At 63.8% G+C, this 11,890-nt stretch carries 12 protein-coding genes; 9 read left to right on the plus strand and 3 right to left on the minus strand.

Annotated features, from left to right (window positions below; genetic code table 11):
* Window positions 1-227: 227 nt before the first annotated feature.
* A complete protein-coding gene (locus EN879_RS09900) occupies window positions 228-1,214 on the plus strand; it encodes a Tim44 domain-containing protein (RefSeq protein WP_063167549.1) in 987 nt (328 codons plus the stop codon).
* A gap of 24 nt (window positions 1,215-1,238) precedes the next feature.
* Here EN879_RS09900 and EN879_RS09905 read toward each other — a convergent pair whose 3' ends face one another.
* On the minus strand, window positions 1,239-2,336 hold the full coding sequence (locus tag EN879_RS09905; RefSeq protein ID WP_063167548.1) for a lactonase family protein: 1,098 nt from the start codon (window positions 2,334-2,336) through the stop codon (window positions 1,239-1,241).
* Window positions 2,337-2,535: 199 nt separating this feature from the next.
* Between EN879_RS09905 and EN879_RS09910 the strand changes: the two genes are divergently transcribed.
* From EN879_RS09910 to EN879_RS09945, 8 genes are all read left to right on the plus strand, one after another.
* Entirely contained in the window at window positions 2,536-3,087 is a 552-nt protein-coding gene (locus EN879_RS09910; protein WP_013533014.1) for a MaoC family dehydratase, read from the plus strand.
* A gap of 1 nt (window position 3,088) precedes the next feature.
* A complete protein-coding gene (locus EN879_RS09915) occupies window positions 3,089-4,249 on the plus strand; it encodes a CaiB/BaiF CoA-transferase family protein (protein WP_063167547.1) in 1,161 nt (386 codons plus the stop codon).
* Entirely contained in the window at window positions 4,246-5,415 is a 1,170-nt protein-coding gene (locus EN879_RS09920) for an extracellular solute-binding protein (RefSeq protein ID WP_063167546.1), read from the plus strand. Before EN879_RS09915 ends, EN879_RS09920 begins: the two co-directional genes overlap by 4 nt.
* Before the next feature lie 25 nt (window positions 5,416-5,440).
* Window positions 5,441-6,628 (plus strand): ABC transporter substrate-binding protein, encoded by a 1,188-nt coding sequence (locus EN879_RS09925; RefSeq protein ID WP_024502499.1) that lies wholly within the window; start codon window positions 5,441-5,443, stop codon window positions 6,626-6,628.
* Window positions 6,629-6,694: 66 nt separating this feature from the next.
* Window positions 6,695-7,432, plus strand: coding sequence for an ATP-binding cassette domain-containing protein (locus tag EN879_RS09930; RefSeq protein WP_013533018.1), 738 nt, complete (start codon window positions 6,695-6,697; stop codon window positions 7,430-7,432).
* Window positions 7,425-8,183: an ATP-binding cassette domain-containing protein gene (locus tag EN879_RS09935; RefSeq protein WP_063167545.1), complete on the plus strand. Its 759-nt coding sequence runs from the start codon at window positions 7,425-7,427 to the stop codon at window positions 8,181-8,183. The genes EN879_RS09930 and EN879_RS09935 overlap by 8 nt, the downstream gene beginning before the upstream one ends.
* A complete protein-coding gene (locus EN879_RS09940) occupies window positions 8,180-9,130 on the plus strand; it encodes an ABC transporter permease (protein WP_027163923.1) in 951 nt (316 codons plus the stop codon). The genes EN879_RS09935 and EN879_RS09940 overlap by 4 nt, the downstream gene beginning before the upstream one ends.
* Before the next feature lies 1 nt (window position 9,131).
* Window positions 9,132-10,103, plus strand: a complete 972-nt coding sequence (locus EN879_RS09945) for an ABC transporter permease (RefSeq protein ID WP_013533021.1) — start codon at window positions 9,132-9,134, stop codon at window positions 10,101-10,103.
* Between the two features lie 9 nt (window positions 10,104-10,112).
* Here EN879_RS09945 and EN879_RS09950 read toward each other — a convergent pair whose 3' ends face one another.
* A complete protein-coding gene (locus tag EN879_RS09950; protein ID WP_063167544.1) occupies window positions 10,113-10,952 on the minus strand; it encodes an amidohydrolase in 840 nt (279 codons plus the stop codon).
* Between the two features lie 65 nt (window positions 10,953-11,017).
* Window positions 11,018-11,803, minus strand: coding sequence for an IclR family transcriptional regulator (locus EN879_RS09955; protein WP_013533023.1), 786 nt, complete (start codon window positions 11,801-11,803; stop codon window positions 11,018-11,020).
* Between the last annotated feature and the right edge of the window lie 87 nt (window positions 11,804-11,890).

Raw genomic sequence — 11,890 nt, forward strand, 5'->3', positions numbered from 1 at the left:
TTCCGGCAGGGAAGCGGCGCCCGCGCCGCAGCCACAGCCGGCAGCATTCTCCCAGCCACAACATGGCCAGAGCCGCGATGACGATTATTCCCGCTCGCACGGTCACCGCTATCCAAAGCGGAAGAAATCATTCTTCGAAGAGTTGTTCGACTGACCGCATGATGCCCGACATCCAGGCCGGCACTTGCTGAAACTTCCGAAACCACATCGACAAAGGTTCATCTCCGATGATTTCCCGCACCAGCCGATTTGCAGCCCTCTTTGCAGGACTGTTCCTTGCATTCTCCATGGTTGCGATGGACCATGCCGAGGCCCGTCGTGGCGGCAGTTTCGGCAGTCGTGGCATGCGTACGTTCCAATCGGCACCGCCGACCAGGACGGCCCCAGCACCGACCGCTCCGGTCGAGCGGTCGATGACGCCCAACACCGGTGTGAACAACGCGGCCCGGCAGCCGCAGGCCGGCCTGCAGAGGCCCGGCTTCATGAGCGGTTTCGGTGGAACGATGATGCGCGGCCTGTTGCTCGGCGGCCTGTTCGGCCTGCTTTTGGGTCAGGGCTTCGGCGGCCTGGCCGGCATGTTCGGTTTCCTGCTTCAGGCCTTGCTGATCGGTGGCGCGATCATGCTGGCCATCAGGTTCTTCCGCTCGCAATCCGCGCGCGGCCCCGCGCCGGCGCTCGCAGGTGCCGGCAATGCCCAGGCTTCGCGATTTGAGAACCGCTCAACGGCAGGGCAGCAGACTGCAGGCTCCTTCACAATTCCCGGTTTCAGCGGCGGTTCAGGTGGAGGCTCTCCGGCCGCCGCCTCCGAGGAGATCACGCTGGCCCAGACGGATCTCGACGCATTCCAGCAGCTGCTGACCGATGTCCAGGAAGCATTCGGGCGCGAAGACCATGCCGCTCTGCGCCGGGCGGTTACACCCGAAATGGTATCCTATCTTTCGGAAGAGTTGGCCGACAATGCCCAGAAAGGTCTCAGGAACGAGGTGACTGATATCACCTTGCTGCAGGCCGACATCGCGGAAAGCTGGCGCGAGGATGAGCGCGACTACGCCACAGCCGCCTTGCGCTACGAATCTCGTGACGTGACGCGCGAACGGGCCAGCGGCAAAATCGTCGCGGGCGACGATGATCATCCGACAGAGACGACCGAGCTGTGGACTTTCGTGCGTGAGAATGGATCGAACTGGAAGCTCTCGGCAATACAACAGGCTTGAGCCTCGGGCGATTTTTGTGGGCGTTCAGCGCACGATCTTGACGCACATCGGCGTGCCGATCTCGATGGCGCGCCCGGTGTCGGTCAGTATGCCGCTGTCGGCGTCGCGGGCGAAGATCGAAATGCGGTCGCCATTCTGGTTGGCGGAAAACAGATGGCCGCCTGACGGCGTCAGCGCCAGGTTACGCGGGGTCGCGCCGCCGCAAGGGATATAGCTGACGAGGCTGAGCGACCCTGTCTGCTGGTCGACCGCCATGATGACGACGCTGTCATGGCCGCGGTTGGAGCCGTAGACAAAACGGCCATCCGGTGAGATCTGGATATCGGCGCAGTGGTTGCTGTCGCGTGCCTCGGCCGGCACCGCCGGCTTTGCGTCGATGATCGAGAGCTTGCCGGTGGCTTCGTCCAGCGCCATCGACACGATGGTCGAATCCAGTTCGTTCATGACGAAGACGAAGCGTCCGTTCGGATGCAGTGCGAGGTGGCGTGGACCGGCGCCGGATGGCAAAGCGGATTCGGTTAGCTTGGCCAGATTGCCCTCGCGCTCGATCCGGTAAGACACCAGCCGGTCGATGCCGAGGTCGGCGACGATGGCTGTTCCCCCGCCGATGGTTTCGGTGACGCTGTGCGCATGCGAGCGTTCCTGCCGCGCCACATTCGGGCCGCTGCCCTCATGCGAAACGCTGGCGAGCGGCGCCGACAAGGCGCCGTTCTCTTCGAAGCCATAGACAGCCACCGCGCGATCCGGGCCGCCCTCGCCCATGCCGTAATTGGCGACCAGCAGTTTTGTCCCGTCGCGGGTGATGGTGTTGTGGGCGGCTATGCTGCCGAGCGACGGTTGCTTGTTCAGATAAATGAGCGTCCCCGAAGCTCGATCGAAGCTGTAAGCTGAGACGGTGCCCTCGCGCCAGGTGAACACTTCCGAGTTGGCGTAGATCCGCGAGCCGTCCGGTGTCACCGAGAGGAAGGTCGGATTGTCGACGTCGTTGGTCTCGGCCAGTTTTCGTGTTTCCAGCGTCGTCTCGTCAAAGCTGTAGACGCTGAGGCCGACGCCCCGAGCGCCCTGAAAATACGGCGCCTCGCGGTTCAGGCTGCCGACAAAGACCAGACAATTCTCGCGCATGATTTCCTCCCCTACCCGCCTGCGCTTTGGCGCGCGGGAGCAGCCAAAATTTCGCCTGTTCACGCTTGCAACGCAACCCCATATGTGAAAATACTATTTACAAAAGAAGATTGACGGGAGGAGACGTCTTGTATTTCGACGCCTTGATGCGTTTTCCGACAGCTGTGACGTGCCCCATGCAGGTCTGGCGGTGCCGACCATGAACGATTTCGCACCTACCGTCGGCGTCGCCTCGACGCATCCCAAGAACATGCCCGGAGATCACGCCGCGCTGCCGGTGTGGAATGCCGAAAACTGGTTCTACGAGGACTGGCCCGTCGGCCAGAAGATCCGCTCGTTGCGGCGCACAATGGCCGAAGGCGACAGCCATTTGTTCAACACGCTGGTGCTCGACATCCACCCCTATGTGCAGGACCAGATGTTTGCCGAGAACGAAGGCATTTTCGGCAAGCGGCTGATCGCCGGCGCCTTTGTCTTTTCGGCTGGCCTGGGGCTGGTCGCCACCAACTGCGTCAATGCCTTCTCCTATGGCTACGACAAGCTCCGCTTCATAAAACCCGTCTTCATTGGCGACACGATCTATTCGATCCGCTCCAACCTCGACAAGAAGCCCCGCTACAAGGAAATGGGGCTGATCCGCGCCAGCTATGAGGTGTTCAAGGGCGAAGGCGAGTTGGTTCTCTATTGCGAGCATCTGCAGACGGTGAAGTACCGCAACCCGGCCGACTTCGTCGGCAAGACGGAGAAATAGCATGCCGGCAGCAGCCGAATTGCCGCTCGCCGGTCTCGTCGTCGTCGACATGAGCCAGTTCCTGTCCGGGCCCTATTGCTCACTCAGGCTGCTCGATCTCGGCGCCCGCGTCATCAAGATCGAGCGTCCGGATGGCGGCGACCTGTCGCGCCGGCTCTATCTCAGCGACACCGAGATCGGCGGCGATTCCACCATCTTCCATGCCATCAACCGGGCCAAGGAAAGTCTTGCCATCGACCTCAAGAACGAGACCGATCTCGAGGCGTTGCGCGGCCTTCTGGCCAAGGCCGATGTGCTGATCCAGAATTTCCGGCCGGGCGTCATCGAGCGGCTCGGCTTGGACTATGAGGCGGTCCGCAAGATCAATCCGCGGCTGGTCTATGCCTCGATCAGCGGCTATGGCGAAGACGGACCATGGGTCAAGAGACCCGGCCAAGACCTGCTGGCGCAGGCGCGCTCCGGCGTGATGTGGCTGAACGGCGATGAGGACCAAGGGCCGGTGCCGTTCGGTCTTGCCATCGGCGACATGCTGGCCGGTGCCGCCTGCGCGCAGGGCATTCTGGCCGCACTCGTGCGGCGCGGCATCACCGGCCAGGGCAGCCATATCGAAACCAGTCTCCTGGAAGCGCTGGTCGATTTCCAGTTCGAGGTGCTGACGACGCATCTCAATGACGGCCGCCGGCTGCCCAGGCGCTCCAGCTTCCGCAGCGCGCATGCCTATCTGTCGGCGCCTTACGGTGTTTACCCGGCCAAGGACGGATACCTCGCCATCGCCATGACGCCGATTCCCAAGCTGGCCGATCTCCTGTCGCTCAGCGAACTCGCACCCTATCGCGACAAGCCTGCGTCGTGGTTCACCGCGCGTGACGACATCAAGGCGATCATCGCACAGCGGATCGCCACCAAGACGATCGACGAGTGGCTTGATATCCTCGAGCCGGCCGACATCTGGTGCGCCAAAGTGCTGACCTGGCCGGAGATGCTGGCGAGCGAAGGGTTCCATTCCCTCGGCATGCTGCAGACTGTGACGCGCGAGGACGATGTCTCGATCCTCACCACCAGTTCGCCGCTCCGGGTCGATGGCATAAGAGCCAAGGCCGATCGGGCGGCGCCCCGCATCGGCGAGCACAGTGCCGCCATCCGCGCGGAGTTCGGCCTGTGAGTTCGCCCAAGCTCAAAGGCATGACCTGGAGCCATCCGCGTGGCTATGATCCGATGGTCGCCTGCTCGGCGCTGTGGCAGCAGAAGACCGGTATTGCCATCGAATGGGACAAGCGCTCGCTGCAGGACTTCGAATCCTTCCCGGTCGAAGAACTGGCGCGCGCCTATGACCTCATCGTCATCGACCATCCGCATGTCGGCCAGATCACGGCCGAAGGCTGCCTGGAGCCGCTGGATGTCGCCGGACGCGAGGCGGAACGCACGGCCCTTGCCTCGGGCAGCATCGGCCAGTCCTATCCGAGCTACAACTGGCAAGGACGGCAATGGGCTTTCCCGATCGATGCGGCAACGCAGGTCCAGGCATGGCGTCCGGATGCGATCGGTGCGCCACCGGCGCGCTGGAGCGAGGTGCTCGATCTCGCCCGGCAAGGCCGCGTGCTGCTGCCGCTGCGGCCGCCTCACGTGTTGATGGTGTTCTACACGCTTGCCGGGAATCTCGGGCATGCCTGCACGACCGATCCATCCGACGATCTGATCGATGTGGAGATCGGTAGCCAAGTCTTCGAGGCAATGCGCGAGATCGCAGCGCTGGTCGATCCCGCGTGTTTCGAGATGGACCCGATTGCCGTCTCCGAACGTATGGCGGAGGCCGGTTCCAGGTTCGTCTGCGCGCCACTGATCTATGGTTACGTTTCCTATGCGACGGCTGGCTTTCGGGCGAACCGGCTGGCCTTTGCCGATGTTCCGGTCATCGGTTCCGGCGGCCCGGTCGGTTCGGCGCTTGGCGGCACCGGCATAGCCGTATCAGCCTTTTCCAAAGCCAGGGATGCCGCGATCGACTTCGCCTATTGGGTCGCGAGCGGCGATGTCCAGCGTGGCGCCTATGCCGCCGCCGGCGGCCAGCCCGGCCATGCAGCGGCCTGGGAGGACCAGGCTGTCAATGAAGCGACCGGCGACTTCTATCGGGATACGCGCGCGACGCTGGAGGGTGCATGGGTGCGGCCGCGCCACGACGGCTACATGACTTTCCAGCAAGCAGCATCCGAACGCATCCTTTCCGGCATGACCTCCCGGCATCAAGCCCGACAGGTTGTTGCCGATCTCAATCGCCTGTTTCGGGAGAGTTCCCCGGTGCAGGTGTCCGGCGCTGCCGGTGGAGGAGCCTGAACCAAACCGAACGGAGGAGAACGAGATGACAGGAATGATCCGCGGCCTGCTGGCCGCAACCGCGCTTGCCTCGCTTGCAACGACCGCCTTTGCGCAGGATGTGCAAGGCGTCATCGGCGGGCTGCCGACCGAACTCAAGGCGCAATATGACGGCGCGCCGCAGAAGGTGCTGCCTTCGGCCTGGGACAATTTCACAGCGCCGCCGAAACCGTGGAAATGGTGCCACTCGGAATCCTACCAGGGCAATCCGTGGCGGGTCACGGTGACCAAGGAATTGAAGCGTCTCGTCGACGGGCTGATCGCCGACGGAACGGTGTCCAGCTTCGAGGTGTCTGATTCCAACAATGACGCCAGCCAGCAGATCAACCAGATCCGCGCCTTCATCGACAAGAAGTGCTCGATCATCACCTCGATCCCGGGCTCGGCGACGGCACTCGATGATGCGATCGACGCTGCCGCCAAAGCCGGCATTCCGTTCATCACCGCTGCCGGTTCGGTGACCAGCCCGAACGCCATCAATGTCGATTCCAACTATGCGCGCTGGGGCTACGACATGATGGCGGCGATCGGCAAGGCGCAGCCGGACGGCGCCAGCATCCTTCTGGTCGAAGGCATCGCCGGACACCCGATCGTGGTGCAGGAGCGCCAGGGCGCGGACAAGGCGCTGACTGAAAATCCGAAGCTGAAGATCTCGCGCAATGTCAATGGCAACTGGACAGCCAACGTCACCAAGACCGTGGTGCTGCAGGCGATCGCCACCAACCCGGCGCCGATCGATGCAGTGTGGACGACAGGCAGCGAAAGCCGCGTCGTCGCCGAAGCCTTCGCAGAAGCCGGCCGGCCCGCACCATTGATCACCGGCTCGATCACCGGCGATGCGCTGGGCTACTGGAAGGCCAACCCCGACAAGTACCGCTTCGAAGGCCATGCGGTGCTGCCGCATTGGACCGCGCAGACGCTGTTCCGCGTCGGCGAGCGCATGCTCGACGGGCAGAAGCCGAAGCTGAACACGCTGCTGATCCCGATCCCGCCTGTCCACACCGCCGATCTCGGTGCCTGGTACAAGGACTGCATGACGACGGACGCCGTGTCTATCTTCCCGATCCCGCCGAAAGATCCGATGCCGGAGGAATGGCTCGACGCCTATTTCTCGAACCCGGCGCCAACCAAGGGCTGGGACTATTCGAAGGTGCCCGATGCCTGTGCAAAGTGACGCCTGCTAATCTCTCAACAGGCCGGCTCCTTTCGGGGAGCCGGCCTGCCAGCATCGAAATGCGACATGCTTGAAGTCAAAACCATATCCAAACGCTATGGCGAGACGATCGCGCTCGCGGACGCATCGATCGCGTTTCGGGCGGGAACCATCCACACCATCCTGGGCGAGAACGGTTCGGGCAAGAGCACGATGGTCAAGCTGTTGTCCGGCATCGTCCAGCCGGACAGCGGCGCGATCCTCCTGCACGGCAAGCCGTTCTCGGGCGCCAACCCCTCGGCCTTCCAGGCGCAAGGCTTCGCCACGGTGTTCCAGGAGGTGCTGATCGCGCCGGATCGCAGCGTGACCGACAACATCCTGCTCGGCCTCGACGGGCTGGTCCGGCGCGCTGTGCCCCGCAACGAGCGCCGTGACCGGGCGAAAGCTGCGCTTAAGCGCTTCGCGGTCACCGACGTCCCTCTCGACATGCCAGCCGGCCTGCTGCCGCTCGCCGCGCAGCAATTGGTCGTCCTTGCTCGCGCGATCGTGCGCAACCCAAAGATCCTGATCCTCGACGAGGTCACCGCCGCGCTCGACTTCGCCGATCGCGAATCCGTTTTTTCGTTGATGCGTGCGCTTGCCGGCGAGGGCTGCCTGATCCTGTTCATCACCCACCGCATGGACGAGGTGATGTCGCTTTCGGATCGCATCTCGATCCTGCGGGGCGGCAGCGTGGTGCGCACCGAAGAGCGCGGCGCTTCGACGCCGGCTGAGCTTCTCAAGACAATGGCGCCACGTACCGCCGCGGAGCTTGCGCATGGCTGATCGCACCGCTCTCGATTTTGGTGGTCTTGCCGTTCGCGAACTCGTCATCGCGCCCGGCGCCAGCCCGATCACGCAGGCAATCGCTCCGGGTGAGATCGTCGGGCTTGCCGGCCTCGATGGTCATGGCCAGGAGCTGTTTCTCAAGATGCTTGCTGGCCTGGAACCGCCGCATGGCGGCTCGATCGAGCTCGGTGCATCGGATGCGTCCCGTAAGATCACCGGGTTTCGCAAGGCTGTCGCCAGCGGCATCGCCTATTTGCCGCGCGACCGACGCGCCAACGGCATTTTCCCGACGCAGTCGGTGCTCGACAACTTCGCCGTTTCGACTCTGTCGCGCGACACACGGCTCGGCCTGATCAGCCCGGCGGCGCGCAAGGCGCGCTACGACATCTACCGCGAAAAACTGTCAATCGCCGCACCCCGGCCCGATGCCACGATCACCACTTTGTCGGGCGGCAACCAGCAGAAGGTGCTGCTGGCGCGGGCCTTGGCGCTGGAGCCCGCGATCCTGCTCCTCAACGATCCGACGCGTGGCGTCGACGTGGCGACGCGGCATGTTCTCTACGACGTGTTTCGCGGGCTGGCGGCCGACGGCATGGGGCTCGTCATCCTGTCCAGCGAAATCGAGGAGATTCTTCTCCTGTGCCAGCGCGTGCTGGTGTTCCGTGAGAATGAAGTCGCGGCCGAGATCGCCGGCAACGCCCTCACCACCGACGGCGTGATATCAGCCATGTTCGGACGTGCGGCATGAGCCCTGTTGCGCGCCTCCTGTCCCTTGGGCGAAATTTCGGCTTCGCCGTCGTGCTGCTGGTCGTGCTGCTTGCGGTCAATCTCATCCTCAGCCCGGGACGATTCCAGCCGGGTTCCTGGGGGGCGCTGGTCGGATTGGCGGCGCCCTTGATCGGTGCTGCCATCGCCTCCACGCCTGTCATCCTCGCCGGGCGTGGCGGAATCGACATCTCGGTTGGGCCATTGATGGGCTTTGTCAACGCTTTGACGATCCAGGTGCTGTTCCTCGGCACCGGCATCTCGTCGCCCTTGGTGCTCGTTCCGGCGGCGTTGCTCGTCGGCGCGCTGGTGGGCGCGGCGAACGGCTTCCTGGCGACAATCGTGCGCATTCAGCCGATCGTCGCCACGCTCGGCACCTATCTGATCCTGACCGGCGTGACGCTGACAATCCTGCCGGCGCCGATCGGCCCAGCGCCGGCCTGGCTTAAGGCGCTGTCCGGCCCGCTGTCGATGCTGCCGCTGGCACTGATGTTCATTGCCTGGTGGCTGGTGCGGCGCACACCATACTACGACCAGCTTATGGCGGTCGGCAGCGACGACCGCGCCGCCTACACCGCCGGTGTCGATGTCACGCGCGTGCGCTTCATCGCCTATGTCATGACCGGCATCCTCGGCGGATGCGCCGGGCTGATGCTGACCGCGCTGATCGGCTCCGCCGACCCCAACATAGGGCCGACCTACACGCTGATCGCCATCGCCGCCGTAGCGCTCGGCGGCGTCAGCCTGGCCGGCGGCCGTGGTGGCGTGGCGGGTGCCGCCATCGGCGCCATCGACATCTTCCTGCTGCAGAGCGTGCTGACGACGTTCAACGTCTCGACCTTCGTGCTGCAGATCGCCTACGGCGCGATCCTGGTGCTGGCGGTGATGCTGACAGCGCTGCAGGAACGTCTTGCCATGGGGAGACGCTGACATGGTTTTGCGCCAAAACCTCTTCGCGACAACCAACGCCCGTGTCGTCGGCGCCTTCTGCGTCGCCGCCCTTCTGCACCTTGCCGGCACAATTCTCATTCCCGGCTACTCGGCGCCGTTTGCGATACGGGCCATGCTGGTGCTCGCCTCGCTGCTCGCCGTGGCCTCGATTGGCCAGACGCTGGTCGTCATCATGGGCGGCATTGACCTTTCGATCCCCTTCGTCATCGGCTTTGCCAATGTCGTGGCTGCGCAGCTTTATGGCGATGGCTGGAACTTTTTTCTCGTCTGCGGCCTGGTCGGCGCGCTGGCGCTCGTCATCGGCGGGCTGAACGGGCTGATCTCGCGCAGCCTCGACATCCAGCCGCTCATCGTCACGCTCGGCATCGGCATGGTCGTGCAAGGGCTGGTGCTGCTGTGGACAGCCGGCTTCCCGTCAGGCTCCGCGCCACAAGCGGTTTCCAGCTTCGTCTCGATCGGCGGATCGGCCGGCCCGCTGCCGGTGCCGTGGCTGGTGCCGAGCCTGGTCGTGCTGGCGGCGCTGGTCGTGCTGGTGCTGGAGCGGACGCCCTATGGCCGCCGGCTCTATGCGTTGGGCAGCAATCCGGGAGCGGCGCCGCTGGCGCTGATCGACCCGGTTCGCATGTGGGTCATCACCTATGCAGCAAGCGCCTTCTTCGCCGCTGTCGCGGGCGTGCTGCTGCTCGGCTTCACCGGCTCGGCCTATGGCGATGTCGGCCAGCCCTATCTGTTCCAGACCATCGCAGCGGTCGTCGTCGGCGGCGCAGCACTGGTCGGCGGCCGGGGCAGCTATCTCGGCACGATCGCCGGCGTGCTGGTGCTGACCGAGATCAACACGCTGCTCATCGGCCTCGGCTTCCAGCCCGCGGCAGTGCAGGCCGCGCTCGGCTTCGTCATCGTGCTGCTGGTTTCGCTCTATGGCCGCGAACGGCACGTCTCGGCAACCATCTGAAAGGACCTGTCAGTCGAGCCGCCACAGCTTGCGGGCATTGCCGGACAACAGCCTGTCGCGCTCGGCAATGCTGCAGCCCGAGAGCAATGCATGGGTCGCCGCCACCCAGGTCGACAGGCCGCCGCCTAGCGTGCAGACCGGCCAGTCGCTGCCCCAGACGACGCGGTCCCAGCCGAATGAATTGATGGTGTGCTCGACGTACGGCCGCAACGTCTCGACCGTCCAGCTGCCGGCATCGGCATAGGCGACGACACCGGAAATCTTGGCCATGACATTCGGGCGCCGGGCGATCTCGCTCATATGCTCGCGCCATGGATGTTCCCTGTTGCCCTTGATGTCGGGCACGCCGCAATGGTCGAGGACGAACGTCACATCGGGTGCCAGGTCGGCAAGCACGATAGCCTTGGGAATCTGGTGCGGCAGCACGACGAGATCGAAGGTCAGGCCGGTGCCGCCAAGCCGCTTGATGCTGTCGCGGAACACCGCACCTTCCGAGAGCTCGTCGGGCGCGACATGAAGGACGCGGCGAAAGCCCTTTACGAACGGGTTTGCCCGCTGCCGTTCGAGATAGGCCGCGAAGTCTCCTTCCTCAGGACGGCAGGACGCGATCACCCCGGCCAGCATGCTGCCGGGCTGCCGTGACAGTCCTTCCACACGAGCCGTCTCGGCTTCGATGTCGGCCGGATCGACATCGACCTCCATATGCAGCACGCGCTCGACGCCGACACGCTGCGCCTCCGTCGCGTAGTCTTCATAAGAGAAATCGCGGTTGAGCGCCGGCACGCCGGCGAGCCAGGGATAGCGCAGGGCCGAGCGATCGATGAGGTGAAGATGGGTGTCGATGATCATGGCGAGGCTCCTCCCTCTGGCTTTTCAAATCATCTCACGAGAGAATTCTTCATTCAAATAAGAATTCACACCGATGAGCCGACTGCTGATCCAGCAAGGTGCGACAGCTTTTCACACGTTGCCAGCAACAGTTCGATTGTCCTGGTGATATCGGGTGCGGAAGGCGCGTTGACCACCGTGATGTAGGGAATCGACAGCGCGGCGATCGCCTTGCCGTCGGAACTGCGCACCGGGGCCGACAGGTTGAAGACGCCGGCTGTCTGCATCGAAGCCATCATCTCGTAGCCACGGTCGCGGATCTGGTCGAGACGGGTGAAGAACTCGCTCGATTGTGCCGTCTTGTCGGTGCTGCGGACGTGTTCGGAAATCATCATCTGGCGCTCTTCCGGTGAGCGGAAGGCGAGCAGCACATGTCCCGAGCCAGTATCGAATAGACTGATATGGGAGCCGACCCGGATCGATATGCCCCAGTAGTTCGGTGCTTCCTGCTGACCGATGACGACGGCAGAACCACGATCAAAAACAACGAGTTGGTTGGCCTGCTGCGATGTCTCGGCAAGCTCACGCATCAGCGGCGTCGCATAGGAGACCAGCCGCCGTACCGGCGCGTGCAGCTGTGCCAGGCCGAACAGCTTGAGCGTCAGCGAATAGCGGTCGCCGTCGAGGCGCGTGACGTAGCCACGCCGCACCAGCCGGTCCAGCATGCGATAGAATTCGTTGGGACTGCGGTCGAGTTTCTTGGCGATTTCGGCCTGGGTCAGGCCACCGTCGACGCCCGCCAGCAGTTCAAGGATATCGAGCCCCTTGTCGAGCGCCGGTGCGCGATAGCGCTCGTCTTCGCTGTCGTCCATGGGCTCATCCTCCAGTGAATTTCGCCCGTCATATACGCAGGAACGTGCGCGGCGGAAACAAATTTCGCCTTGACGTGTCTATGAATG

This window comes from Mesorhizobium sp. M7A.F.Ca.AU.002.02.1.1 (genome assembly GCF_003998535.1).
In the GTDB taxonomy this organism is placed as follows: Bacteria; Pseudomonadota; Alphaproteobacteria; order Rhizobiales; family Rhizobiaceae; genus Mesorhizobium; species Mesorhizobium ciceri.